This is a genomic window from Bacillus sp. HY001 (assembly GCF_007558965.1).
GTDB classification, from domain to species: domain Bacteria; phylum Bacillota; class Bacilli; order Bacillales; family Bacillaceae_G; genus Bacillus_A; species Bacillus_A mobilis.
The window spans coordinates 41,142-67,353 of the sequence record NZ_VLTE01000036.1 but is presented as its reverse complement, the minus strand read 5'-3'; the positions used below and the strand labels follow the sequence as shown (position 1 = coordinate 67,353).

General features: G+C 35.3%; 22 protein-coding genes and 1 pseudogene. 17 read left to right on the top strand and 6 right to left on the bottom strand.

The genetic code is table 11. The features are described 5' to 3' along the window. Positions 1 to 50: 50 nt before the first annotated feature. On the bottom strand, positions 51 to 1,580 hold the full coding sequence (locus tag FOT98_RS18690) for a cardiolipin synthase (RefSeq protein WP_063261590.1): 1,530 nt from the start codon (positions 1,578 to 1,580) through the stop codon (positions 51 to 53). Positions 1,581 to 1,947: 367 nt separating this feature from the next. Here FOT98_RS18690 and FOT98_RS18685 point away from each other — a divergent pair, with 367 nt between their 5' ends. Then, the gene (locus FOT98_RS18685; protein ID WP_144291119.1) at positions 1,948 to 2,328 is read left to right on the top strand and encodes a cobalt transporter; all 381 of its coding nucleotides are present in this window, start codon (positions 1,948 to 1,950) and stop codon (positions 2,326 to 2,328) included. Between the two features lie 496 nt (positions 2,329 to 2,824). After that, entirely contained in the window at positions 2,825 to 4,531 is a 1,707-nt protein-coding gene (locus tag FOT98_RS18680) for a putative bifunctional diguanylate cyclase/phosphodiesterase (protein ID WP_063261588.1), read from the top strand. Between the two features lie 28 nt (positions 4,532 to 4,559). Here FOT98_RS18680 and FOT98_RS18675 read toward each other — a convergent pair whose 3' ends face one another. Continuing rightward, complete coding sequence (locus FOT98_RS18675; protein ID WP_063261587.1) at positions 4,560 to 5,957, bottom strand: amino acid permease; 1,398 nt, start codon at positions 5,955 to 5,957, stop codon at positions 4,560 to 4,562. A 449-nt stretch (positions 5,958 to 6,406) separates the two neighbouring features. On the opposite strand from FOT98_RS18675, the gene treR reads away from it, so the two are divergent. The 3 genes from treR to treC all read left to right on the top strand — a co-directional run bounded on the left by treR (position 6,407) and on the right by treC (position 10,360). Next, complete coding sequence (gene treR, locus FOT98_RS18670; RefSeq protein WP_063261586.1) at positions 6,407 to 7,117, top strand: trehalose operon repressor; 711 nt, start codon at positions 6,407 to 6,409, stop codon at positions 7,115 to 7,117. 140 nt (positions 7,118 to 7,257) lie between these two features. After that, complete coding sequence (gene treP / locus FOT98_RS18665) at positions 7,258 to 8,685, top strand: PTS system trehalose-specific EIIBC component (RefSeq protein WP_063261585.1); 1,428 nt, start codon at positions 7,258 to 7,260, stop codon at positions 8,683 to 8,685. A gap of 13 nt (positions 8,686 to 8,698) precedes the next feature. Beyond that, positions 8,699 to 10,360: an alpha,alpha-phosphotrehalase gene (gene treC, locus FOT98_RS18660; protein ID WP_063261584.1), complete on the top strand. Its 1,662-nt coding sequence runs from the start codon at positions 8,699 to 8,701 to the stop codon at positions 10,358 to 10,360. A 32-nt stretch (positions 10,361 to 10,392) separates the two neighbouring features. Here the strand turns inward: treC and gerKC are convergent, their stop codons facing one another. The 3 genes and pseudogenes from gerKC to gerKA all read right to left on the bottom strand — a co-directional run bounded on the left by gerKC (position 10,393) and on the right by gerKA (position 14,089). Further along, the gene (gene gerKC, locus FOT98_RS18655) at positions 10,393 to 11,517 is read right to left on the bottom strand and encodes a spore germination protein GerKC (protein WP_063261583.1); all 1,125 of its coding nucleotides are present in this window, start codon (positions 11,515 to 11,517) and stop codon (positions 10,393 to 10,395) included. After that, a pseudogene (locus FOT98_RS18650) lies at positions 11,498 to 12,606 on the bottom strand (GerAB/ArcD/ProY family transporter). The gene gerKC and the pseudogene FOT98_RS18650 overlap by 20 nt, the downstream one beginning before the upstream one ends. Further along, the gene (gene gerKA / locus FOT98_RS18645; RefSeq protein ID WP_063261582.1) at positions 12,587 to 14,089 is read right to left on the bottom strand and encodes a spore germination protein GerKA; all 1,503 of its coding nucleotides are present in this window, start codon (positions 14,087 to 14,089) and stop codon (positions 12,587 to 12,589) included. Before gerKA ends, FOT98_RS18650 begins: the two are co-directional and overlap by 20 nt. Before the next feature lie 187 nt (positions 14,090 to 14,276). On the opposite strand from gerKA, the gene FOT98_RS18640 reads away from it, so the two are divergent. The 11 genes from FOT98_RS18640 (at position 14,277) to FOT98_RS18590 (ending at position 24,589) form a co-directional block, all read left to right on the top strand. Further along, complete coding sequence (locus FOT98_RS18640) at positions 14,277 to 15,248, top strand: phosphotransferase enzyme family protein (RefSeq protein WP_063261581.1); 972 nt, start codon at positions 14,277 to 14,279, stop codon at positions 15,246 to 15,248. A gap of 157 nt (positions 15,249 to 15,405) precedes the next feature. Further along, the gene (locus FOT98_RS18635) at positions 15,406 to 16,866 is read left to right on the top strand and encodes an alanine/glycine:cation symporter family protein (protein WP_061676365.1); all 1,461 of its coding nucleotides are present in this window, start codon (positions 15,406 to 15,408) and stop codon (positions 16,864 to 16,866) included. Further along, positions 16,811 to 17,731 (top strand): amino acid ABC transporter ATP-binding protein, encoded by a 921-nt coding sequence (locus FOT98_RS18630; RefSeq protein ID WP_140384218.1) that lies wholly within the window; start codon positions 16,811 to 16,813, stop codon positions 17,729 to 17,731. Before FOT98_RS18635 ends, FOT98_RS18630 begins: the two co-directional genes overlap by 56 nt. Before the next feature lie 12 nt (positions 17,732 to 17,743). After that, positions 17,744 to 18,571 carry a glutamine ABC transporter substrate-binding protein GlnH gene (gene glnH, locus FOT98_RS18625; protein ID WP_063261580.1) on the top strand — a complete coding sequence of 276 codons (828 nt, stop codon included), beginning with the start codon at positions 17,744 to 17,746 and terminating at the stop codon, positions 18,569 to 18,571. 100 nt (positions 18,572 to 18,671) lie between these two features. Next, the gene (locus tag FOT98_RS18620) at positions 18,672 to 19,328 is read left to right on the top strand and encodes an amino acid ABC transporter permease (protein ID WP_063261579.1); all 657 of its coding nucleotides are present in this window, start codon (positions 18,672 to 18,674) and stop codon (positions 19,326 to 19,328) included. Then, on the top strand, positions 19,329 to 19,973 hold the full coding sequence (locus FOT98_RS18615) for an amino acid ABC transporter permease (protein WP_063261578.1): 645 nt from the start codon (positions 19,329 to 19,331) through the stop codon (positions 19,971 to 19,973). Positions 19,974 to 20,177: 204 nt separating this feature from the next. Further along, the gene (locus FOT98_RS18610) at positions 20,178 to 21,605 is read left to right on the top strand and encodes an amino acid permease (protein ID WP_061676360.1); all 1,428 of its coding nucleotides are present in this window, start codon (positions 20,178 to 20,180) and stop codon (positions 21,603 to 21,605) included. Continuing rightward, complete coding sequence (locus tag FOT98_RS18605; RefSeq protein WP_061676359.1) at positions 21,580 to 21,957, top strand: OsmC family protein; 378 nt, start codon at positions 21,580 to 21,582, stop codon at positions 21,955 to 21,957. Before FOT98_RS18610 ends, FOT98_RS18605 begins: the two co-directional genes overlap by 26 nt. A 62-nt stretch (positions 21,958 to 22,019) precedes the next feature. Then, the gene (locus FOT98_RS18600) at positions 22,020 to 22,448 is read left to right on the top strand and encodes an HIT family protein (protein WP_063261577.1); all 429 of its coding nucleotides are present in this window, start codon (positions 22,020 to 22,022) and stop codon (positions 22,446 to 22,448) included. 184 nt (positions 22,449 to 22,632) lie between these two features. Then, positions 22,633 to 23,190: an RNA polymerase sigma factor gene (locus FOT98_RS18595; RefSeq protein WP_063261576.1), complete on the top strand. Its 558-nt coding sequence runs from the start codon at positions 22,633 to 22,635 to the stop codon at positions 23,188 to 23,190. Beyond that, on the top strand, positions 23,156 to 24,589 hold the full coding sequence (locus FOT98_RS18590; protein ID WP_063261575.1) for a DUF4367 domain-containing protein: 1,434 nt from the start codon (positions 23,156 to 23,158) through the stop codon (positions 24,587 to 24,589). The genes FOT98_RS18595 and FOT98_RS18590 overlap by 35 nt, the downstream gene beginning before the upstream one ends. 33 nt (positions 24,590 to 24,622) lie before the next feature. Here FOT98_RS18590 and FOT98_RS18585 read toward each other — a convergent pair whose 3' ends face one another. After that, positions 24,623 to 25,585 carry a helix-turn-helix transcriptional regulator gene (locus FOT98_RS18585; protein ID WP_457548265.1) on the bottom strand — a complete coding sequence of 321 codons (963 nt, stop codon included), beginning with the start codon at positions 25,583 to 25,585 and terminating at the stop codon, positions 24,623 to 24,625. Between the two features lie 96 nt (positions 25,586 to 25,681). Between FOT98_RS18585 and FOT98_RS18580 the strand changes: the two genes are divergently transcribed. Then, on the top strand, positions 25,682 to 26,203 hold the full coding sequence (locus FOT98_RS18580; RefSeq protein WP_063261573.1) for a dihydrofolate reductase family protein: 522 nt from the start codon (positions 25,682 to 25,684) through the stop codon (positions 26,201 to 26,203). The last annotated feature ends 9 nt before the right edge of the window (positions 26,204 to 26,212 follow it).

The following is a 26,212-nucleotide window of genomic DNA, read 5'->3' as shown; positions in this document are numbered from 1 at the left end:
GGAGAGAGGGGAAATGGAAAAGAAAAAGCAATCAATAGTACATTGATTGCTTACAGTAAAGGAGAGATGAGCCTCATAAAAGACTCTAATATTCGTTTTTTGATACTTCTTTTTTGGAAAGCGTTCCATTTAATTTCAGTGGAATGCTTAAAGTCATCTTCAAAATCACGTTTAATATCATGAACGGTTTCTGATTCATATAGTACGCTAATAAGTTCGTAATTTAATTCAAAGCTACGTACGTCCATATTTGCTGTTCCGATTGTCGCGATTTTATCATCAACGAGTACAATTTTTGCATGCATAAAACCATCTTTATAACTATAAATGGAGGCGCCAGCTTTTAAAAGTGGAGTGAAGTAGGATTGTGATGCTTGATCACTAATAATACTATCACTTTTACCAGGATATAAAATGCGTACATCTATGCCTGATATTGCACTTAAACGTAATAATGTTAAGGTTTCTTGATCTGGAATAAAGTATGGTGTAGCGATCCAAATCGATTTTTTTGCAGATCCCATAACGGCTAATAATGTATTACGAATGCTTTTATCATCTGAGCTTGGTCCGCTCGCTACAATTTGCACAGCACCTTCTGCATTTGAAATTTCTTTGCCTGGGAAGTATTGTCTATTCATAAATTGATCCCAAGAATAGTTGTTTAAACCACTAGAGGCATAGAGCCAGTCCTCTAGAAAAATTGCTTGTAATTTGTATAGTGCTTTTCCTTCTATTTTTAAATGACTATCACGCCAAACAGGAAATTTTTTTGAACGACCAAGATATTCATCACCGACGTTGAGTCCACCAGTAAAACCGATTTCACCATCTACAATAACGATTTTTCGATGGTTACGATAATTGACAGTTTCAAGTAACCAAGCTGAAAAAATAGGATCAAATTCAACAATTTCAATTCCAGCTTCTTTCATAGGTTGTAAAAATCTTCTTCTTAAAGTATTACTTCCGAGTCCATCATAAAGGAATCGTACAATAACACCATCTTTTGCTTTTTTTATTAAAGCATCTCGAACTTTTGTACCAATCTCATCAGATTTATAAATATAGTATTGAATATGTATGTGATGTTTTGCTTGGTCGATAGCTTGCAAAATTTCTGAGAATGTTTGATCGCCATTTGTTAAAAGTTGTGTAGTTGTTTTATCTGCGGCAGGTCCGCCTCCAAATTTTTGAACGACTTTTGTCAAATGTGTAGAACGTTCATGTAAGGGGACTGTGAGTGATAATTCTACTCGTCTTCCTTCTAATATTTCACGGAATAATTTTCGTTGCTCTTCTGAACGATGTAGATGTTTTTTTCTTCTCCAACGGCTACGCCCGAAAAGCGCATATAAAAGCACACCTACAACAGGGAGAAGTGCTAATACTAAAAACCATGCTAAAGTGCTTTGTGGGGATCTATTTTCAATAAAAATAACGAAAGAAATCCCTATGATTGTAAGAGACCATAATGCACCGACAAAGGTATATAGCGAGAGGATAGACGTATCTAAAAGTAAGAGTACGATAGATATAATTGTAAATACCAATAATAATTGAACGATAGGCTTCTTCATTTCTATAAAATTCCTCTAATCTTTCTTAAATATAGACTTCTAATATAAAAAGGTATAATCCGACATTCTTATTATAAAGTGTTTTGTTTTTTTTACAAAATATAGGCAGTTTCCCCATGCTTTCCGCATTTGTCCTACATACAGTATATTGTTACGTTATTATCCCGTTAATTACTGGTTAATAAACAGTGTAAGAGGGACAAAACTCTTGCCCCTTATATATAGGAAGAGAGATAACCATATTCTAGAATTGTAGCAGATGCCTGATGAAGCCTAAGGTATGGTTATCCGTATTATAGAGATTCTTCTTAATATAGGTTACCAGCTAGGTTCGTACTATTCATACAATACTTATTAAGATGAGAAAATGGAAAAGGAGAGGGGAAACATGAATTATATAGACAATAATGGATTGTATTATCGTCATAATCATGGAGGGCACCATCATAATGGTGGACATCACAATCATGGAGGACACAATCACCACGATCATCACCACCATCATGGAGGCGGATGGGGCTGGGGCGGCGGCTCATGGGGCGGTGGATTTTTCCCTGGAAGTTTTGCTGGAGGCATGTTAGGCGGACTTACAGCTGGTGCATTAACGGGTGCAGCAGGTGGAGGCTACTATCCAGCACCGTACCCAGTAACTTATCCAACGCCATACCCAGCACCATACCCAGCACCATACCCAGCACCATATCCAACGCCATATCCGGGGTATCAGCCAATGCCATATCCGTATTAAACGAAAAAAAGAGGCTATCCTCTTTTTTTTCGTTTAATAAAGTATTTATTTATAAAATACTTCCAAAATAAAGGTGAAAATATGTTAATATTTTGTTATTGTAATTCAAAAACATATATACTAACTTTAATTTTTATATTATTATTCGTGAATAGTTGTATAGCGTGCTCAAACTTCTATTTTGCTAGTAAAGCAAAGAGGTTAAATGTGAGCGGTATTAGTAGGAAACAGTGATTGTATGGAGCTAGCTATAAAGGAATGTAAGAGAATGAATAAGGTATAATAAAGTAAGCTAATTATAACGATCAGAAACTACTATATATAATTGAAACGGTATTATATTGCTTTTTATTACAAATAATATTATGTTATTTTAATCGGCATATTTCAAAACGTGATTTATGTAAAGGACGATTATTAGGAAATGAAATATCTCTATTTCTATGAAAAGAAACAAGTTGTGTTTTAGTCAGATAGGAAGCAAGGAGAGATGCGCATGCTAGAACAAAGAGGTCATGCATTATATGACTCTTCATTGCGAGATTTAAAGTTAGCATTAGATGAGTCTTCAATTGTTGCGATTACAGACCGAAATGGTCGTATTACATATGTAAATGATAAGTTTTGTGAAATCTCCAAATATACACGAGAAGAGTTAATAGGGAAAGATCATCGTATTTTAAATTCAGAATATCACCCGAAAACATTTTTTCGAATTTTATGGAAGCGCATTTTGAGCGGAAAAGTATGGAGAGGTGAGATTCGAAATCAAGCAAAAGATGGGACATATTATTGGGTTAAAACAACAATTGTTCCATTTTTAAATGAAAAAGGAGAGCCCTACCAATTTATTGCGATCCGAAATGATATTAGTAGTAGGAAAGAAGCAGAACAGAGGTTGCGGTTAAGCGAAAGTCGTTATAGGGAGCTTGCGTATCATGATGCTTTAACGAGTTTACCGAACCGATTACAGTTAATAACGACTGTAAATGAGATGATTGCAGGCAAAAAAGAATTTGGTATGATTTACTTTGATTTAGATCGTTTTAAATTAGTAAACGATACGCTAGGTCATATGATAGGGGATTTACTTTTGAGCGAAGTTGCTTCACGGTTGCATTATGTGCTAGGAGAGAAAGATGTTCTGGCTAGGCTGGGTGGCGACGAATTTGTGCTGTTAACAAAAAAACATACACAAGATGAAATGAGGCAGTTAGCGACATCTGTGTTGTCATGTTTTCAGGCACCATTTATGCTTGAAGGTCATGAAGTATACATTTCAGCTAGTCTAGGGCTGTGCTCATATCCGCAAGACGGACAAGATGTAGAAACTCTATTGAAAAATTCGGATTTAGCCATGTATAGCGCGAAAGAACAAGGTAGAAATGCCGCGTGTTTCTTTACAGATGAATTACGTGCGAAAATAAATCGTAGAATGAAAATTGAATTTGCTTTGCAAAAGGCAATTCGTGATGAAGAGTTAGACGTGGCACTGCAGCCTATTATTGATTTGAAAACGAAGAAATATACTGGTATTGAGGCTTTAGCACGTTGTTCGACAGAAGAAGGACCTATTTCGCCAGGCGAATTTATTCCAGTAGCTGAAGAATCTGGGCTTATTATAAAATTAGGAGACTGGGTATTAGAAAAGTCATGTCGCTTGTTTAAAACATTGCCAGATTACGAAGACGGTCTAAAGCTATCTGTGAATTTATCTATACAACAATTAATGCAAAAGCGTTTTATTTTATCTGTACGTAGTATTTTAAGGAGAACGGGATTTCCACCGAATCGTTTAATTTTAGAAATAACGGAAAGCATTGCTGTTCGTCATTTTGATTATATTATTGCTACATTACAAGAATTAAGAAATATGGGTATTTTAATTGCTCTAGATGACTTCGGAACAGGCTATTCTTCCTTATATTATTTAAAACAACTACCACTGGATATAGTAAAAATTGATCGTAACTTTATTCGTGAATTTCATTATGATCATGCACAGCCAGAGCGAACGATTGTAAAATCTGTTATTGAAATTGCCCATAGTTTAAATTTAGCAGTAGTTGCTGAAGGGGTAGAAACAGTAGAGCAAGAAAGTTTACTACAATCTATGGGTTGTGATTATGTACAAGGATTTTATTATGCGAAACCTTTATCTGTAGGAGAGTTAAAAGAAAAGTTAATTACAGATTTTGAATAAAAAAGAGAAGCCGGTAGCTTCTCTTTTTTTAATTCATTTTTTGTGAGTTTTTCATTAGTACTGGATAAAGAATAAGACCTAGTACGAACAATCCGATTCCTAAGAAGAACGTTTTTAAATCAGCCGTTCCGGTTTTGATAACCCAAATAGAGTATACAAATGCTAATGTAGTAATGATCCCATCCTTTATTCGAGAGCCAGGCATTATATCATACGTTTCTCCTGTAATAACTAATTTGAATTGGTACAGCGTAGAAACAAGGTATGGAATTAAATAAGCTAATGTTGCTACAACGATAGCGAAATTATAAGCTTCTGACACAGTGCCAGAAATCGTTGAGAATAAGAAAATTTGTGTCATCACATTTGTAATAAATAATGATTTTGAAGGACTACCTTTTTTATTTGTTTTTGCGAAAAACTTAGGGAAAAGTCCATTCTTTGCTGCCTGGTAAGGTACTTCTGAACTAACAACGATCCAGCCAACTGTAGATCCAAATAAAGATACAAGTGCAAGTAAAGCCATGACATATGCGCCTTTAGTGCCAATTGCTAAATTTAACGCGTCTACTAATGGTTTTTGCGATTCTTTTAAAGCATCTTGCGAGAGTGCTCCCATTGTAAGTAGGGTAATTGACATATAAATCAGAAGAGCGATAATTAATCCGAAAATGGTAGCTTTTTTTACATCGCGCTGAGATTTTGCACGGTTAGAAAGCATAACTGCTGATTCAATACCGATAAACGCCCAAAGTGTTGCGATAGCAGCTGAATTGATTTGTCCGCCTAACGAAATGGATTGCCCCGCTTCATTCATAAATGTTTGACCGTCTCCGAAATTAGAGGCATTGAAAATGAATAATGTGATTACAATAAACATTGTAAATCCGATAATCTTTGCAATGGTAGCAAGAAGATTCATATTTCCAGCTCGGTCAATATTTTGAGAAAGAATATATTGAATTCCCCATAACATAAGGCTACATACAAGGAAAGTTAATCCTTTTCCGAGTTCTAGTGAAAATCCGTTGATTGAAAAGAGAATTTGCTTACTTTGTAAAACTGGGAAGAATGTTGATAAATATCCAGCAAAGGAAATAATAACAGATGCGGTTGCAGCCCAGTTTGCAGCCCAATATCCCCATGCCATACTATATCCTGCAACTTTACCCGCTTTTTTTGAAGGGAACATTGCTCGAGCGTAACTTTGTGGTCCGGCCTTTAATTCTGGCTTGCGAATTGCTAAATTTCCAAATACGAGTGCGATCATAAATACGCCAAGACCTGTAATACTCCATGCGAGTGTAGAACCCATTGGACCTGATACTTGTGCTAAATTCGCTGGGAGCATAAATACGCCACCGCCAACCATATTTCCGATCACAAAAGCTGTTAAAATCCATAATCCCCATTTTTTCGTTTCCATTTTTGTTAACTCCTTTGTAGTAAGTTTTGCGTAAACATCATTTTTTACTAGCTTTTTGGCAATAAAAAAAGAGCCATGTAGATAAAAAATACCTACATGGCTCTTTGCCTAACGTAGGTACAACGGGAATAACCCTTGTACCTACGCGTAATTTTTCCGCTAGGTTTCAAGGGTTACGTATGATGATGATGTTTTTGTGCAAATGTAACTACAATTGTTGTATAAGTAAGCATAGTTCTTTGCTCCCTTTCTCCTCTGATTTTGAAGTTAGTATACTACATGTTTTTTTGAATGAAAAGAAAAATATAAAAGTTTTTATAAAAATACGTTTCAGAGATTAAATATTTACCTGTATTTTTCCTGTACTGGAAAATAAGTGAGAGATTGGCAGAAGAGTGTAGCATGGTATAATACATATAGAATTAGAAGGTGACAAGGGGTTATTGTAGATGATGAGTAAGTATGAACAAATTTATACAGCAATCAGCAAGTCTATTGATAATAAACAATTAAAAGAGGGATGCAAAATCCCATCAGAAACCGAATTAATGAAGCAGTATGAAGCAAGCCGCGGTACTGTAAGAAAAGCTGTAGATTTATTACAAGAGCGTGGGTATGTTCAAAAAATACATGGAAAAGGTGTATTTGTTTTAAAGCGAAAAAACATTGAATTCAACTTTGGTGGTATTATAAGTTTCCAAGAAGAAAATGAACGTTTAGGACGCCATTGTATTACAGAAGTCGTGGAAATGGAGAAAGTAAAAGCAACAAAAGAGGTTGCAAAGCTATTAAATGTGAAAGAGAAAACAGAAATAGATCATATTAAACGCGTACGAAATATTGATGGAGAAAAAGTAATTTTGGATATCAATCATTTTGTATCGGAATATATTCCTGGATTAACGAGTGAAATTGCAGCGGATTCCATTTATAAATACATTGAGAAAGAACTAGATCTTCATATTAGTTACTCACAGAGGGTAATTGAAGTGCAGTCATGTACAGAGGACGATAGAAAGTATTTAGATTTAAATGGAACAGACTATGTTGTCGTTGTGAAAAACTTTACGCACTTTTATGATGGAAGTCAGTTCGAATATACAGAATCACGCCATCGTTTAGATATTTTTCATTTTTCGGATGTGGCGCGGAGGAAGTAAAGAGGTGGAACAAACTATTGTTTCATCTCTTTTTTTATAAAAAAAACACAAACTCGTATATACGAGTGTTGACTAACTTATATATACGAGTTAATATGTAATTGTAAACGGTATCAAAAAAAGAAAAGAGGGACGGGAATATGGGGAAAGACTATCGTCAAACAGCAGAGGAAGTGTTGCAGTATATTGGTGGGAAAGACAATATTGAACAAGCTGCGCACTGTGTAACGAGGCTCCGTATCGCTTTAAAAGATGAAAGTAAAATAGATAACGAAAAATTGCAGTCTGTTTCATTAGTGAAGGGAGCGTTTCATAACGCTGGGGTATTTCAAATTGTAATTGGTCCAGGAGATGTGGATCGAGTATATGCGGAATTGATAACGCTTGCAGGTATGAAGGAAGCGACAGTAGCTGACGTGAAAGACTCTGGAAATCAAAAGTTAAATCCAGCTCAAAAGTTTGTAAAAGTATTTTCAGATGTATTTATGCCGATATTACCAGCAATCGTAACAGCTGGTTTACTAATGGGAATTAACAATCTATTAGGGGCAAAGGACTTATTTTTTGAAGGTAAAAATTTATTAGATGTGTATCCAAACTTAAGTGGGCTTTGGGATTTAATTAATATGATGGCGAATACAGCATTTGTATTCTTACCAGCACTTGTCGGTTGGTCAGCAACGAAGCGTTTTGGTGGTAGTCCGATATTAGGGATTGTTATGGGATTAATGCTTGTGCATCCAGCCTTATTAAACGCGTGGGACTATGGTAAGGCAGCGACTGGTTTAGATGGACAAAAGATTGAGTACTTCGATATTTTAGGACTATTTCAAATTGAAAAGGTAGGGTATCAAGGTCAAATCTTACCGGTTTTAGTAGCAGCATTCGTATTAAGTAAAGTGGAAATTTTCTTGAAGAAACATGTACCGAATGCAATTCAATTATTAGTTGTACCCATTACAACGATTGTCGTAACAGGTGTGTTAGCATTAGGAATTATTGGTCCAGTTACACGTCATATTGGAGATTTATTAACAGCTGGATTAGTAGGTGTATATGAAACAGTACCAGTAGTTGGAGCAGTATTGTTTGGAGCATTATATGCACCGCTTGTCATTACAGGTATGCATCATATGTTTATTGCTATCGACTTACAATTAATTGCACAGCACGGTGGTACATTCATTTGGCCAATGATTGCTCTTTCTAACATTGCGCAAGGTAGTGCGGCACTTGCGATGTTCTGGATTTCTAAAAATCAAAATGATAAAAGTATGGCATCTACATCAGCAATCTCAGCATATTTCGGTATTACCGAGCCAGCTATGTTCGGTGTAAACTTACGAAATAAATTCCCGTTCTATGCAGCGATTATAGGATCAGCTACTGCAGCTATATTTATTACGCTAAATGGTGTATTAGCACCTGCTATCGGAATTGGCGGATTACCAGCATTTATTTCAATCATTCCGAAATCGATTCCTATATTTATTGTTGGAATGATTATCGCAGTTGTCATCCCATTTACGTTAACGTGGTTATTTGCAAAACGAGCAAAAAAGAAGTAGGAGGAAGTTAAACATGAAGGATTGGCATAAAAGTGTAGTTTATCAAATTTATCCGAAGAGCTTTAATAGTTATTACAATAAAGAAACCGGTGATATAAAAGGGGTTACAGAGAAACTAGATTATTTAAAAGAACTCGGAGTAGATTATATTTGGTTAACACCGATATACCAATCACCACAAAATGATAATGGATATGATGTTAGTGATTACTACAGTATTGATCCATCTTACGGAACGATGGAAGAGTTTGAAGAGCTTTTAGAAGAAGCAAAGGCACGTAATATTGAAATTATGCTTGATATCGTTGTAAATCATAGTTCGACGGAGCATAAGTGGTTTAAAGAAGCGAAGGAAGATAAAAATAGTCCATATCGTAATTACTATATTTGGCGTGATGAAAAAAATAATTGGCAATCTAAGTTTGGCGGGTCTGCTTGGAAATATGATGAGAAGACAGAGCAACATTTTTTACATCTATTTGATGAGACACAAGCTGATTTAAATTGGGAAAACGAAAAACTTCGTGAAGAAGTATATGATATGATGCGTTTTTGGCTTGATAAAGGGGTAACTGGATTCCGATTAGATGTTATTAATTTAATTTCAAAAGATCAACAGTTCTTAAATGATGATGGAAGTACGGCGACAAGCGATGGCCGTAAATATTATACAGATGGTCCGCGTGTTCATGAATATTTACAAGAGATGAACCGAAGTGTTTTTGAAGGGAAAGATGTGATTACAGTTGGAGAAATGTCATCTACGACAATTGATAATTGTATTAAATATTCAAACCCTGAGCGCAATGAATTAAGTATGACGTTTAGTTTTCATCATTTAAAAGTAGATTATCCGAATGGAGACAAGTGGACGAAAGCAGATTTTGATTTTATTAAATTAAAAGAGATTATGTCTAATTGGCAAGTTGAAATGCAAAAGGGCGGAGGATGGAATGCATTATTCTGGTGTAATCATGACCAGCCTCGTATTGTGTCACGCTTCGGTGATGATAGAAAGTATCGAAATGAATCTGCAAAAATGTTAGCGACAGCTATGCATATGTTGCAGGGCACACCTTACATTTACCAAGGCGAAGAAATCGGTATGACGAATCCTAAATTCGAGTCCATTGGGCAATATCGTGATGTAGAATCGTTAAATATATATGATATAAAGCGAGAAGAAGGATTATCAAAAGAAGAGATTATCGGGATTTTAAAACAAAAATCTCGTGATAACTCCCGTACTCCGATGCAGTGGAATGAAGAGGTGAACAGTGGTTTTACAACAAGTATACCTTGGATTTCAGTGGCTGAAAACTTTACGGAAATAAACGTAGAGAAGGCGTTAGAAGATAAGGAGTCTGTATTTTATCATTATAAAAAACTAATCGAACTAAGAAAAACATATTCTGTTATTACAGAAGGAGAATATACTATTTTAGATGAAAATCATCCTAAGATTTGGGCATACACACGTACTGTAAATGATGAAATATTACTTGTTATCAATAACTTCTATGGAGAAGAAATAACGTATGCTGTACCAGCACATGTTCAATTAGATGGAATGAAACAAGAAATACTACTGTCGAATTATAAAGATTCCAGCAAGGATATTACAAACCTTAACTTAAGACCATATGAATCCATTGTATATCGTTATACGAAATAGAAAGGTTGTATGCCCGCATGGCATACAACCTTTTATTTTAAGACACCGCTATACAAAATGCTTACTTCTACCTCAGGCTTAAATTTTACTTTTGCATAATCTTTATTCCAATTTTTTTTCTTCCATAAGTCAGGGTGATAAGCAATGAGATGTCTACCAATTCCGAAAGCATCACAATTTGCTTTTTGTAGTTTGTTTGTTATTTTTTTTGCTTCTTTCGTAAGTTGCTTTGATAATTCCTTATTTAGTTTTTTTCTGGCGTCCATTTTATAAATATTATCTCGTGGGGCTTCAAGTGCTATTACTTTTAGTTGGAGCTTAATGTGAGCATAAACATTTCCCTTTTTATCTGTTGTTATTTTTAAGTCTCGTTTTAACTTTCGATTGCTAATTTCTATTGCTAAATAATCAGATGTCTTCTCTGATTCATCACTAGTAAGTTTCTGGATTATACGGGCATTTGTTCCCATTTTTCCAGTTAATAATACGAATAAAACAGATTGTTTCAAAGGTAAATGACCAGTTAATTTATCATTGTTAAATAAAGCTAACCCGTTTGTAACTACTTCTTTTCCTTTTATTTTTATAGAAGGGAGGGTAAAATCTTTACCAGGATCTAACATTTTTGTAGCAGCTGTTTCTAAAGTTTCTTTTGGAAATACACTCATATCTTCTAAGCTTTTCACTTTTTTCTGTAGAAAATCTCCAATTAGTAAATTTCCTATTTTCTTTTTTTCGAGTATCTCCGATGTTTCACCATCTACTGCAATAAGTTTTACTAAAGCAGTTGGGTTTGTTGGGTCTCGAAAGCTGACATCTAAATAGGGGAGTATACCCTTTTTTAGAATTTTGGTTCCTAGTAATTGAACACCATATTTAAAATAGCGAATATTCCCAGTTACATTTTTTTTTAAGGCATCGCTTGTATCCATTATGTTATGCCCCGTTGCTGAATGTATTTCATTCTCAAATGAAGATTGCTCTCCGCTTGAACTTTTTACGAGCTCGATTGTTTGCTGAAGTTTATTCTCTTCCGTAATATCAGCTCCAATGCTATAAGCTAACCTTGCCTCCCTTAATGGTTCTTGGTCCCAACAGCCAGAAAGGAGGGAACTAGTACATAATATAAAGGCTAATTTAACTCTTTTTTTGAACATACTGTTCTCCTTTCTTATTTCTTATTACAGAATAAAGTAGAAATAAAAGAGGGAGGACAACGATAAAAATATAGGTGAACTTATCGGTGAAATTTGAAATCACTTTTAATTGTTCAGGTGTATCTATAAATACGGCGACGCTAAAAGAAATGAGTCCAACAATAGGGACAGCTTTTTTATGATTAGCAAGATTGAATATGTGTCCAATTCCGATAGAAGCAGCGCAATAATAACTAGCGATAGAAGCTACAACTGTTATCATCCAAATTGGTATGAATAGTAAATCGGTTCGATCTATAATCCCGATATGTAAGGAGCGTAATAAATAAGCAACTGGCTCTGGAATAAGCTCAATTTGCTTTGGGCTAAATACGATAAAGCAAATCCAAACGGTAAAAGCATAAAAAAGAGTTACGAATCCGTTAGCGATAGAAATTGCTTTTAGCTTTGCCCCGGCAGTCCCATTTACTTTAGGAAATGCGATGAGAAAAATTTCAAAACCATACATAGCTGTAATTGTTTCCTTTGCTGCTTGGATTATATTCCACCATCCGGCTTCTGTAATAGGAAAAATATAAGAAAAATCAGCTCGAGAAAGCCCAAGTCCAATTAAAAGTGCCATTGGCAAAATAAGAATAGAAGCCATAACATAAAATCGCACAATTACTTTAAATGTATTATAGGCTACGTAGCAACAAGCTATTGTAAATAGGATGAGAATGGCAGACCAAGGAGTTGCCTGTAATATCCAAACTTTAATGACATTACAAGCGTTTAACATAACTGTCATACCGATAAGAGTAAAATAAAAAACATAAAGAAAGCCTAATAGTTTTCCAAATTTATTACCAAATAGCATACAAACACTTTCATACATATCTGCATCAGGAAATCGTTTTAAGAAAAGCCACATAAGTAAAATGATTAGTTGAATTGCCAATCCAGCGATGAGTGCAGAAATCCAGCCGCCACCTTTAGCAATTGGATGAAGGCGGTTCGGTAGAGAAAGTATACCCACACTCCGATTTGGCATTGAATAACGAAAAAGGTAAATTGAACTAGCGAAATTTTACTTTGCGTGTTTGTCACCGTCCTCATCCTCTCTCGTTACATGTTGGCGCTGCATTTTTTTCGGTTTTGGATCATGTGGTCTTTCCCAAAAAGACCAAATTGGTAGTCTTACGAAAGAATCTTTCATATCTTTAATCCGCATTGGGGCAACAGGAGAAAGATATGGTGTATGAAAAGAATGAAGCTGACATAGGTGAACGAAAGTTATAATTAGACCGAATGATATTCCAACATATCCAAATATGGCAGCAAGGAGCATTAATGGAAAACGAAGAATTCGAACAGCTGAACTCATATCGTTTGATGGAACGAGAAAAGACGCAATGGCAGTTAAAGCTACAACGATGATCATCGTATAAGAAACGAGCCCAGCTTTTACAATCGCATCCCCAATTACTAAACCACCTACAATACCGATTGTTTGTCCAACGCGGCTTGGCAGACGAATACCAGCTTCCCGTAATAACTCGAAAATTAACTCCATTAAGAGGGCTTCAAAAATAGGAGGAAGCGGTACTTTCTCTAATGAAGCTTTAATTGTATACACAAGTTCGAGTGGCAACACATCAGGATGAAAAGCGACAGTTGCAATATATAAAGCTGGTAAGAGAAAGGCAATTAAAAAACTTACTAAGCGAATCATTCGGACGAAAGAACCGACAATCCAGCGGTTATTATAGTCATCTGGTGATTGATAGAAAGCGAATAATGTAACAGGTACGATGAGCACTGTTGGATCTCCGTCAGATAAAATAGCAACTCGTCCTTCCATTAAATTTGCTGCGACTCTATCTGGACGCTCTGTATTTAATTGCTGCGGGAAGGGTGAGAAAGACGTATCCTCTATAAATTCTTGTATGTATCCTGGAGGCATAAGTGCGTCCGTTTTAATCGTTTCTAACCTTCTTTTTACTTCTGTAACGAGATCTTCATTCGCTATATTTTGCATATAAGCAATTGCCACTTTCGTGTGCATTTCTTCACCAAGTGTGAAATATTTAACGACGACATTTGGACTTTTTATGAGTTTACGAATAGAAGCTAAATTGGTTGCTAAATCTTCTACAAAACCAGTATGCGCGCCACGTACAATACCTTCATTATCAGGTTCTGTTATATCTCTCTTTAAAGATAAAGCCGTTTCGAAAATACAAAAACTGTCGACATGTTCATGAAAATATAAGGATTTTCCTTGTAATAAAAGCTGTATCCCATAATTCAAATTCGTTTCTTTTTTCATATTTAACGTGGAAAAAGCTTTCTCTAAAGATAAATCAGACCGCGTTAATAATGGCTCAAGAGCTAATTGATGAATTAAATTTGGATCGGATAAAGATTCGATATATAAGATCGTTCCTTTTCCGTTTTGAAAAGGAAGATCTAATTTTTTTATATCATCAGAATGGAAAAGTTTATTTTCAATGTAATTAATGTTCTCCGGAAGTGATGGAAACATATGCTTTTGGTTATTATCTTGTTGTGAACTTTTTTGTTCGGTCATACTTTCCACTCCTTTACATTGAAATTATTTCTGTTAATTTTTGCTTTTTGTGAGAAAATTATGCTTGGATTATTTGAAAAAAATAAGCTTGAAGTTTATGTTCAGTTAGCTTTTACGCGCTATTCAATTTCATAGCAGTACTTCTAGCATTTATGTCGAATTAAGAAGATATATAGGAGGGATATAGATGGAAATAGCTGTAGAACGAGTTTTTACAAGAGAGATTTTAGCAGGGGCAGCAAAGGCATTTCATGTAACTGTGGAAGAAAAGCCACTTGGAGACTTTGAAAATTATATTTTTAAAGCGAAGGGTGATAGTAGTGAAGAGTATGTATTACGTTTAACCCACTCTTCTCATCGTTCAAAAAAAGAGGTAGAGGCTGAACTAGATTTTTTACGATATGTTGCGGAGAATGGGGCGAAGGTAGCAGGACCTCTTTATTCACCTTCTCAAAATCTTGTAGAAGAAATCGGGGCAGAGGATGGAACTTTCTTTTTCGCTTCCTTATTTACATATGCAAAAGGTGAGCAAGTAAAAGGAGAAGAATCGCCTTATTGGGGAGATGTTTATTTTGAAGCATGGGGAAAAGCGATTGGACAACTGCACCGCCTAACAATGAACTATCCTAAAACAGACTATCGTGATACGTGGGAAGAAGACGAAAGTGGGATTGTGAATGAATTAGAAGATGATCAAGTGCAAAAGATTGCAGCGGTATTAATGGATGAAATAAAGGCTCTGCCAATTGAGAGGGAAACGTTCGGTCTTATGCACGGTGACATTCATCCAGGTAATTTTCATTATGATGGAAAAGAGATAACAATCTTTGATTTTGATGATGCGGCTTATAATTACTTTATACATGATTTAGCGATGGTTCTCTATTACTCTGTTCTATTTACACCGTGGACAGCGGAAGAGAAGACGAATTTTACTCGTAAACAATTGCAAGTGTTAAGAAAAGGCTATGAGCATGAGCACAGACTGGCTGATAGTTGGTACGAATCGTTACCGTTGTTCTTACGTCTACGTGATGTTGGTTTATACGGTACACTTCAAAAGAAGTTTAAGGGGAAAGATATGCCAGATAACTTCCGGAAATTATCAGAAGAATTATATGAAAGAATTATAAGCAAAGAAGCAATTGTGAATATATAATACATTTTGTTCAAAACAAAGTATATAAAACAATATATACTTTGTTTTTTTATACAAAAATATGTTTGTTTTATTAAAATAATATTGTCATAGATTCAGTATGCACTTATAATTTTTATATATTCTGAAAATTCTTTATAAAGAAGGAGGGGGAATATTGGAAGCTATCGTCAATTGGATAAATAATATTGTTTGGAGTCCAGCACTTGTTTATTTATGTCTAGGAGTAGGGTTATATTTTTCCATTCGAACGAGGTTTTTACAAGTAAGGCATGTAGGAGAAATGGTGAAGCTGACATTTAAAGGAGAAAAATCAGAGGCTGGTGTTTCTTCGTTCCAAGCGTTAGCGCTTTCGTTATCAGGACGCGTTGGGACAGGGAATATCGCTGGGGTAGCAACAGCGGTTGCATTCGGTGGACCAGGAGCTGTATTTTGGATGTGGGCAGTAGCCTTTTTAGGAGCAGGATCAGCTTATGTAGAATCAACACTCGCGCAAATATATAAGACGAAACATCAAGGACAGTTTCGTGGTGGACCTGCTTATTACATTGAAAAAGGTTTAGGTGTGAAATGGTATGCATTAGTATTTGTTGCAGCGACAATTATTGCAACGGGGCTTTTATTGCCAGGTGTGCAAGCAAATAGTATTGCCGTAAGTTTAGAAACAGCTTTTGGAATTAACACTACCGTATCAGGGGCTTTATTAGTTGTTGTATTAGCTATTATCATCTTCGGTGGCGTAAAGCGAATCGTTAACGTTGCACAAGTTGTCGTACCGTTTATGGCAGTTGGTTATATTTTAGTAGCTTGCGTTATTGTTGCTATGAATATTGAAAAATTGCCAGAAGCATTTATGTTAATTATAAGAAGTGCTTTTGCATTAGAAGCGGCTTTCGGTGGTATTATCGGTTTAGCAATTTCTTGGGGAGTAAAACGTGGTATTTATTCCAACGAAGCAGGGCAAGGGACTGGACCACATGCAGCAGCTGCTGCGGAAGTATCACATCCAGCTAAACAAGGTTTAGTGCAAGCATTTTCCGTTTACATTGATACATTATTTGTTTGTTCAGCAACAGCATTTATGATGATTATTACAGGCATGTATAACGTGTTTGATGCAAGCGGAAAAAACTTTATCGTAAATAAATTAAATGGTGCTCAGCCAGGACCAGGATATACACAGGCAGCGGTAGAATCTGTTTTCCCTGGATTTGGAAACGGTTTCGTTGCAATCTCGTTACTATTCTTTGCATTTACAACAATTATGGCGTATTACTACATTGCAGAAACGAATATCGCGTACTTAAATCGAGATAAAGACCGTCCTTGGCTGTCTATGGTACTAAAGTTTGTATTTTTAGGAGCTGTATTCTACGGCTGTATAAAAACAGCAGCAACGGCTTGGGCTTTAGGTGACATCGGTGTAGGAATTATGGCATGGGTAAATATCATTGCGATTTTACTATTACAAAAACCTGCATTAGTTGCATTAAAGGATTATGAAAAGCAGAAAAAGGAAGGAAAAGATCCAGTATTTGATCCAGGGCCATTAGGAATTAAAAATGCTGATTTCTGGGAGCATGAATACGGGAAAGATAAGAAAGAAGAAGTATCTTGATAGAATAGAAATGGAGAAGCAAAGGGACAATCCCTTTGCTTTTTTTATGGGCAAAATGAGGCTGGAAGTTATTTTTTTGCCTATTTTTGAATATAAAAAGAATGTACATGCTTTGTTAGGGGAAGGGGGGAGTATGTTGATAGAGTTTCGTAATGTAAATAAATATTATGGTACCTTTCAAGTTTTAAAAGATATTAATGTACAAGTGAAAAAAGGTGAAGTGGTAGTAGTTGTTGGGCCGTCCGGATCAGGAAAAAGTACGTTGTTACGGTGTATAAATCAGTTAGAGACAATTACAAACGGAGAGTTAATTGTACAAGATACGGAAGTACACAATGCAAAAACAGATATGAATGAATTACGCCGAAATATTGGAATGGTCTTTCAACATTTTTATTTATATCCACATAAAACGGTTCTTCAAAATATTACACTAGCACCGATTAAAGTAAATAAAGTTTCAAAAGAAGAAGCTGAGAAAACAGCGATGTTTTATTTAGAGAAGGTAGGAATCCCGGAGAAGGCTAGTGTATACCCACATCAACTATCTGGAGGACAACAGCAAAGGGTAGCAATTGCTAGGGGGCTCGCAATGCAGCCGGAAATTATGCTATTTGATGAGCCTACGTCTGCCCTTGATCCAGAGATGATCGGAGAAGTACTTGATGTTATGAAAACGCTAGCTAAAGAAGGGATGACAATGGTCGTTGTCACGCATGAAATGGGATTTGCACGAGAAGTAGCAGATCGGATTTTATTTATGGATGATGGCCAAATTATTGAAGATACAACACCGGCGCAATTCTTTGCGAGCCCTGAACAAGAAAGAGCACGCCTATTTTTAAGAAGAGTGTTAAATCATTAAAGGGGGAATTTCATGCTTAAAATGAAAAAGTTATTTACGTTAATCGTATTCTCATGTTTATTCGTACTTGTCGTTGCTGGATGTGGAAGTAAAAAAGATGAGGCGAAAGAAACGAATACGAAGCAAGGCGGGGCTGTGGAGCAAATTAAAAAGCGCGGGAAGCTAGTAGTTGGGGTGAAGAATGATACGAACTTATTTGGATTGAAAAATCCTTCAACAGGGCAAGTAGAAGGGTTTGATGTTGATATCGCAAAGGCGCTTGCGAAAAAAATCCTTGGAGATGAAAAGAAACTAGAATTAAAAGAAGTAACGTCTAAAACGCGTATTCCACTACTGAAAAACGGTGATATTGATGCAATTATCGCAACAATGACAATTACGGAAGAACGTAAAAAGGAAGTAGATTTTTCGGATGTATATTTTAAAGCGGGGCAATCGTTACTTGTGAAAAAAGGAGTCGATATTAAAAGTATTGATGATGTGAAAAAGGGTGTGAAAGTGTTAGCGGTAAAAGGTTCAACGTCTACAAATAATATTCGTCAAAAGTCACCGGAAGCGACTGTATTAGAATTTGAAAATTATAGTGAGGCATTTACGGCGTTAAAAGCAGGAAAAGGCGATGTTTTAACGACAGATAATGCAATTCTTTACGGCATGGCAAAACAAGATTCAAATTATGAAGTTGTAGGGAAAATTTTCACGGATGAACCATACGGAATTGCAGTGCAAAAAGGTGCAGATGATTTAACGAAAGAGATTAATAGCTTGCTAAAAGATATGAAGGCGAACGGGGAGTACGACAAATTGTATGAGAAATGGATTGGGCAAAAACAAGAGTAGTAAAGTGATATTTAAATTAGTGGAGCTGCATTCCCATTAATAAATAGCAAGAGGATGAGGGATGCTCATCCTCTTCTTGTAAAGAAAGAGGGGAGAATATGTGCCTGATTTTTCTATATTAACGAATAACATTGATATGTATTTAGAGGGCTTTAAATATACAGTTATGTCTAGTGTAATTGCGTTAATAGGCAGCTTTATTTTGGGAGTAGTTTTGGCTGTAATGCGTATTGCACCTATTCGTATTTTAAATTGGATAGGATCAGCTTTTGTAGAGTTTGTAAGAAATATTCCACTCGTATTAATTGCATTTATATTTTATTTCGCTTTACCTGTAATAGGAATTACTTTAAATGGTTTTGTAGCAGGAACAGTTACGCTTACCGTATATACGGCAGCATTTATTGCAGAAGTCATTCGCGCTGGTATTTTATCAGTTGCAAAAGGTCAAATGGAAGCGGCGCGGTCTTCAGGATTAACGTATGTACAGGGAATGTATTATGTTGTCTTACCTCAAGCGATGAAAATCGTAATCCCTCCTCTAGGAAATCAATTTCTCAATTTAGTAAAAAACTCTTCCATACTCGGAATTATCGCTGGTATGGATTTAATGTATCAAGGAGACTTAATTTCAACGAAGACGTTTGTTACGTTCGATGTGTATATATTTGTCGGGATGTTTTATTTAATATTAACAATTCCGCTCAGTATGCTAGTGCGTTATTTAGAAAAACGCTTAGCAAAGGAGGCGGTTTAAATGGACTTTAAGGGAGCAATTACAGGAGATCATATTCTGTTTTTATTAAAAGGATTACTCATAACGTTAGAGGTAGCGCTCGTAGCGATTGTACTTAGCTTTATTATTGGTAGTGTAATAGGAATATTGCGCTATATGAAAATCCCTGTCGTCTCACAAGTATTAGGAATTATCGTTGAAGTGATTCGAAACTTACCACTACTATTAATTATATTTTTCACGTATTTTGCACTTCCAGAAGCAGGCTTGAAATTAGAAATTATAGCAGCTGTAATTGTTGCTTTAACAATATTTGAAGCAGCAATGATATCTGAAATCGTTCGAAGTGGCCTATTATCAATTGAAAAAGGGCAGATTGAGGCCGCAAGATCTTCAGGATTAACTTACGTTCAAGCGCTTTGGCACATTATTTTACCACAAGCATTAAGAAGAATGGTCCCGCCGCTTGTTAGTCAGTTTATTTCATTGCTGAAAGATACAGCATTAGCAGTTGTTATATCATTGCCAGAGCTTATGCATAATGCTCAAATTATTAGCGGACAGAATGTAAATTATATGATTCCAACGTTTATAGTAGTAGCTTGTATGTACTTTATCGTAAATTATAGTTTATCAATTTTATCGAGAAGATTAGAACTTCGTTAACCTTTACAATATATGTAAAGGTTTTTCCTTGTTTAACCTTATTTTCCTCTAATTAGAATCTAAATCTCGCGATAATTCGATTTTTTATATTATTTTATCAGAAAAGTTTTAATTTTATATAGAAATTGTAACCGCTTTCGTGTATATTTTTATTATCAGAAAATTTTAACAAGATATAGGGGTATCGGTAGGGGGAGGATTTAGATGCAGCAACCAACAAATGAGAAATTACATCGTACGATGAAGAGTAGACATTTATTTATGATCGCATTAGGTGGTGTAATCGGAACTGGTTTTTTCTTAGGTTCAGGTTACACCATTAATCAGGCTGGACCAGGGGGAGCCATCCTTTCATATTTAGTAGGCGGATTTATTATGTATTTAACAATGCTTTGTCTTGGAGAGTTAACGGTAGCAATGCCAGTTTCAGGCTCTTTCCAAAAGTATGCGACGAAGTTTATTGGACCAGGAACTGGGTTTATGATTGGCTGGCTATATTGGCTTGGCTGGGCAGTAACAGTAGGACTAGAATTAACGTCAATCGGTTTAATGATGAAAAGATGGTTTCCGAATGTTGATGTTTGGGTATGGTGTCTCGTATTCGGCGTTATTTTATATGCTTCAAACGCTATCTCAGCGAAGAGTTATGCTGAATTAGAGTTTTGGTTCTCTAGTATTAAAGTAGTTACAATTCTTGCGTTTGTTGTTCTTGGTGGTAGTGCATTATTAGGGTTTATATCATATGACGGAAAAGAAGCAGCACCTCTTTTCTCTAACTTTGTAAGCGATGGCGGATTATTCCCGAATGGACTAGCTGCTGTATTACTTACAATGATTACAGTTAACTTCTCGTTCCAAGGAACAGAGTTAATCGGGATTGCAGCGGGAGAAAGTGAAAATCCAGAAAAAACAATTCCACGTGCGATTCGTAATACAGTATGGCGTATTATGTTATTCTTCATTTTAACAATGACAATTTTAGTAGGATTAATTTCTTGGAAAGAAGCTGGCGTAATTGAAAGTCCATTCGTAGTCGTATTTGATAAAATAGGTATTCCATACGCAGCTGATATTATGAATTTCGTTATTATTACAGCGTTACTATCTGTAGCGAATTCAGGATTATATGCGGCAACTCGTATATTATGGTCACTTGCAAATGAAGGAATGGCACCAACTTCTTTCAAAAAAGTAAATAAACGAGGTATTCCAATTACAGCGCTAGTCGTAACGATTGCGGTAGCAGGGTTATCTTTATTCACAAGCTTCCTTGCAGAAGATACAGTATACATGTATTTATTATCTATAGCTGGTTTATCAGCTGTATCAAGTTGGATTATTATTGCTTTATCGCAACTTCGCTTTAGAAGTCAGTATATAAAAGGCGGAGGAAAGTTAGAGGACTTAAAGTATAGAACACCGTTATATCCAATTGTTCCTATTTTAGCTTTAATTACAAATAGTATCGTTGTTATTAGTTTAGCGTTTATTCCAGAACAACGAATGGCGTTATACTGTGGTATTCCATTTATCATTTTCTGCTATATATATTATTATATGAGTAAGAAACGGAAGAAACCGATGAAAGTGGAGATGGAAAATACAAATGAAACTAACAATCAAACACGATGATATAGAAGCAGATTTATCGTATGGTCCATTAGCGATTGGAAAAGAAAATGGGTATTCACCGTTACAATTACTCGTTTCTTCTATCGCAGGATGTAGTGCAATTGTCTTTCGAACAATTTTAGAAAAGAAACGTATTACATACGATACGTTTACAATTGAAACGAAAATTGGTAGAAGTGAAGCTTTATCAAAACCAGTTGAAAGTGTTCATTTGCACTATAAAATTAAAGCACAAAACATTACAGAAGAGCAATTGGACAAAGCGCTACAACTTGCAGTGAAAAATTGCACGATTGTTCAATCGGTAAAAGATAGTATAAAGGTTACGGAAACAATTGAATTAATAAAGTGAAACATAAAAACGTGAGAATACGGCTCTCACGTTTTTATGTTTTAACAGAGGGGGGAAGTATTATGGAATGTTTAGGCTGTAAATTAGCAAACGAAGAGGAAAAAATATATAAAGTATATGAAGATGAGTATGTAACATGCTTTTTAGATCATGAACCTTTCTATCCAGGACATACTTTAATTGTGCCAAAGCAGCATGTTGTAGAAGTGGACGAATTAGATGATGTTATAGCAAAATCCATTATGGATGCTTCTAAGCTGATTGCAAAAGCGATTAAATCATTATATAAACCAGATGGAATTACAGTTTGTCAAAATGGTGGAATCTTTAATGAGTTAACGCATTACCATATGCATGTCGTACCGAGATATAAAGAGCGCTCGTTTGCCGAGTTTTATATGGTACAGCTAGGAGAGAAGGAGAATTATAACTTGGAAGAGACAAAGCATTTGTTAAAAGAAGCGATAGAGCGAATACTGCTTACTGAATAGGCGTAAGAGGGATGTTCTTAATGGAACAGTCAGGAAAATTCTAATATAAAAAAGCCCAGTTTCTCAGTTAAAATAGAGGAATTGGGCTTTTTATATTCTATTATTAAATTTTATATATAAAGAGATTTTGTAGTGTCACAAAGTATAGCGCTCATTCGTTATATAGAGTGAGAGGAGGAATTATATGAAAGTTACAAACAACGATTATGAAAAGATGGAAGAGCTATACGAGTTGTATGAACAAAAAATTTATTATGTAGCTTATTCTATTTTAAATAATATTCAGCAGGCTGAAGATGCGGTTCAAGAGACGTTTATTACTCTTTATAAAAACTTGGAAAAGCTCCATAGCTTGAGCATTGAAGAGCTTAAACGCTACATTTTGAGGGTCGCGAAAAACAAGGCGATTGATAGTTACCGGAAAAATAAACGACATGAAACATTTTTAGAAGAATATGAAAGAGAATCAACAGAAGCAGTAGATGAAAATATTGAAGAGTGGGAAAAACGTAAAATGTCTGAGGTTCAAATTGATACATTGCTAAAAGAGTTAAATGAATCTAACAGACAGGTGTTTAAGTACAAAGTCTTCTATAACTTAACGTATCAAGAAATTTCAAGTGTCATGGGGATAACGGAGGCAAATGTCCGTAAACAGTTTGAACGCGCTCGAAAGCGAGTCCAAAATATGATAGGAGGTATACAACATGACGAATTCAAAGAACTCCAAAGAAATATATGAACTTGCTGAAAAAATTGCTTTAGATGATTTTGATAAATCCGAAGAACAACATGAATTTTCACATACATATACGCGCAAAAAGAAATTGTTTATGGAGGAAATGAAGCTGAAAGATGGACAACCGCAGAAAAAGCGTAAAAGACATCGTATGTTAATCGCTGCTGCTTGCTTATTGATTGGTATGCCGACAACTGTTTTTGGTGCAGTGAAAGTCTATAATATGATTGTTCAAAAACAAAATTACGAAGTAAATGTTTCCTTAACAAATAAGGATTCGAAAAAGAGTGATCAGTGGTATAAGTTGAAGGTTGGTAAATTGCCAGAAAATATGGAAGCAATTGATGACAGTGCTATGAAATATTCATTTAAAGATAACTACGCAAAGGGTGGATTTTCATTCATTCTTTGGAGAGTAGGAAAAGATTCGAATTTTAAAACACTGTACTCAAAAAGCTACGAAGAGAAAGAGATAAATGGCAAGAAAGCAGTGATCGTCAATAAAGAAAATGGAAACAACAATTTAGCATTTAACAGAGAGGTCTTTCTCTTTTTTGAGAAAGAGGGGATCATGTTACAAAGTTATATTGGAAACGATATAAACGAAGAACAAATGGTGGATGTGTTAGGGAACATTTCCCTTGAGCCTACGTCAAAAGAAAAGGCATCACATATAACAGATTATGATAAAAAGTATTTTAGCGAAGAAAGTAAGCCTAAAAAAACTAAGGTGATTCCTTTGAAAAAAGATAGTAAACGACTATTTCATATAGGACAAAAAGTTCCAGTAACGATTATCATGGATAACAGTAAAATTGAATATGTGATAGAAAAAGTTGAAGTTTTTGATTCCATTAAAGATTTTAAACAAGAAAACTTTAATGAACTTGGTTTAGGAATACTAAGCGAGAATCAGGCTTTGGATCAAGCTGGACAATTGATACCATATAGACGGGATGAATATAAATTTGGAAATGGTAAAGATTCAATTGATCAATTAGTAGAGTCGAGATTAATTCAGCCTAAATTTGTCTACTTGACAACAACAGTGAAAAATATAGGTAAACAGGAAACAAAAGAAATCTATATGCATCCATCCCTACAAGTGCTTAAAAGTAAGGGGAATGCATGGAATTACGGTGAAAGAGCTGGAATTGCGGAAAAAAATATTATGACGGGCGAAGTTGATTATTTAGAACCTCACGGAGACGGGAAAAGCTTTTATAATATTGGTAGTATCCGACCGGGACAAACGGTAAAGGTTAACCTAGGTTATTTTGTAGATGAGGACAAGTTAGATTCAATCTTTTTGGATGCTTTCCGTTACAGTGGGTCTAGTGGCACTGAGAATATGAATGAGAAAAATCGTTGGTGGTTCGATATTCGTCAACAGTCAAAATAATAGAAATAAATCGACGAAAAAAGCTGCTTATATTTAGCAGCTTTTTTCGTCCTCATACATATGTAAAATTTCTTTCGCACGTATACGTAAACCATCTATCAATTCTTTCGGTTCTAACACTTTTGCATCTTTTCCAAGCCTATAAAATAAAGGCGTAATAAAATTAATTTCACCTTTATCAATTATTGAATGTATATATCCTGTCCCGTCTTCGTTTGCTACAACGAATTCTTCAAGATAAGGTACGCTTTTACATTGGCGTAAACCTTCTGTCGTCAGTAAAACATGTAACTGAGTAGGACTGTGTACTACGTTAGAGTTAGAGGTAAACCACTCGTCTAAATTCATGAATGTATCTTCATTTTCTTCTGTGGATAATATAGAGAGAATACGATCGACGCGATACAGTAATATTTTTTTTCTACTAAAGTCGTAGGATGGTAAGTACCATAGCCCGTCATGAGCATATACACCGATAGGGTGAACATGTTTTGTTTTTATCCCCGATTTAGATTCGTATTGAAAGTGTAAATTTTTATTTTCAATAGCGGTAGTTAACACGTCGTTTAAAAGAGGTGTATCAATTGTCCTTTTCGGATTCCAAAAGGCGATATAAGATCGTATTTTATCAACTTTCGCTTTCGCATCATCTTGTAGAGAGCTATATAGTTTATGCGTAACAGAATTGATCTCTGTATTAAAAGGCAGGTCTCGGTAGTAGCTTAAAGATTGAAAGGCAAAAAAGATGGAGACAGCTTCTTCTTCCGTAAATAAAATAGGGGGAATTACTTTATTCGTTAATACTTTATAGCCGCCGTTGCGACCTTGTTCAGCATAAATAGGTAACCCCATATCACTTAAATCTAAAATGTATCTATGAACCGTACGAACGGAAATATTAAATTCATCAGCTATTTCTTGAGCTGTAAATGTTTTTTTTGCAGAAGCAAATATAAGAATATCTAATAAGCGTTTAGCTTTTGACAAATGTATCACCTTTTTCTTTTTAACGTGACATAAAGTGTCATGTTTTATTGTTAGTATATTGTTTACATCATATGTTATCAAGATGAGATGCAAGGAGGAAAAGATATGTCACGTGAAATAGTTTTATTTATTGCAGCGAGCTTAGATGGATATATTGCGAAAGAAAATGATGATTTACAGTGGTTAATGGAAACGGAAGGAGAGGGAGATAACGGTTATACAGAAATGTACGAAACGATTGATACAATAATTATGGGAAAGAAAACGTACGATTATGTAGTAGAGCATACAGAAACATTTCCGTACTTAGATAAAGCATGTTATGTTTTTTCTCGTTCAGAAAAGGGCTCAGACGGAAACGTGGAGTTTGTAAATGAAGATGTAGTGGAGTTTACTAAAAGGTTAAAAGCACAAGAAGGATCTAAAATATGGATGGTTGGTGGAGGAAGTTTACTGAGGGAGTTCTTTAAAAATAATCTAATTGATGAATATATCGTTACGATTACACCGCATATATTAGGTTCTGGAGTTCCGTTATTTCAAGACAAGAATCCAGAAATTAATTTAACTTTAACGGATACGAAACGTTTTGGGCAATTTGTAAATTTATATTATAAAGTAAAATGATAAAGAAAC

Coding starts and splice junctions, on each gene's coding strand:
- FOT98_RS18690 (WP_063261590.1), bottom strand. CDS start 1,580: ATGAAGAAGCCTATCGTTCAATTATTATTGGTATTTACAATTATATCT.
- FOT98_RS18685 (WP_144291119.1), top strand. CDS start 1,948: ATGGAAAAGGAGAGGGGAAACATGAATTATATAGACAATAATGGATTG.
- FOT98_RS18680 (WP_063261588.1), top strand. CDS start 2,825: ATGCTAGAACAAAGAGGTCATGCATTATATGACTCTTCATTGCGAGAT.
- FOT98_RS18675 (WP_063261587.1), bottom strand. CDS start 5,957: ATGGAAACGAAAAAATGGGGATTATGGATTTTAACAGCTTTTGTGATC.
- treR (WP_063261586.1), top strand. CDS start 6,407: ATGATGAGTAAGTATGAACAAATTTATACAGCAATCAGCAAGTCTATT.
- treP (WP_063261585.1), top strand. CDS start 7,258: ATGGGGAAAGACTATCGTCAAACAGCAGAGGAAGTGTTGCAGTATATT.
- treC (WP_063261584.1), top strand. CDS start 8,699: ATGAAGGATTGGCATAAAAGTGTAGTTTATCAAATTTATCCGAAGAGC.
- gerKC (WP_063261583.1), bottom strand. CDS start 11,517: ATGTTCAAAAAAAGAGTTAAATTAGCCTTTATATTATGTACTAGTTCC.
- gerKA (WP_063261582.1), bottom strand. CDS start 14,089: ATGACCGAACAAAAAAGTTCACAACAAGATAATAACCAAAAGCATATG.
- FOT98_RS18640 (WP_063261581.1), top strand. CDS start 14,277: ATGGAAATAGCTGTAGAACGAGTTTTTACAAGAGAGATTTTAGCAGGG.
- FOT98_RS18630 (WP_140384218.1), top strand. CDS start 16,811: ATGCTGATTTCTGGGAGCATGAATACGGGAAAGATAAGAAAGAAGAAG.
- glnH (WP_063261580.1), top strand. CDS start 17,744: ATGCTTAAAATGAAAAAGTTATTTACGTTAATCGTATTCTCATGTTTA.
- FOT98_RS18615 (WP_063261578.1), top strand. CDS start 19,329: ATGGACTTTAAGGGAGCAATTACAGGAGATCATATTCTGTTTTTATTA.
- FOT98_RS18610 (WP_061676360.1), top strand. CDS start 20,178: ATGCAGCAACCAACAAATGAGAAATTACATCGTACGATGAAGAGTAGA.
- FOT98_RS18605 (WP_061676359.1), top strand. CDS start 21,580: ATGAAACTAACAATCAAACACGATGATATAGAAGCAGATTTATCGTAT.
- FOT98_RS18600 (WP_063261577.1), top strand. CDS start 22,020: ATGGAATGTTTAGGCTGTAAATTAGCAAACGAAGAGGAAAAAATATAT.
- FOT98_RS18595 (WP_063261576.1), top strand. CDS start 22,633: ATGAAAGTTACAAACAACGATTATGAAAAGATGGAAGAGCTATACGAG.
- FOT98_RS18590 (WP_063261575.1), top strand. CDS start 23,156: ATGACGAATTCAAAGAACTCCAAAGAAATATATGAACTTGCTGAAAAA.
- FOT98_RS18580 (WP_063261573.1), top strand. CDS start 25,682: ATGTCACGTGAAATAGTTTTATTTATTGCAGCGAGCTTAGATGGATAT.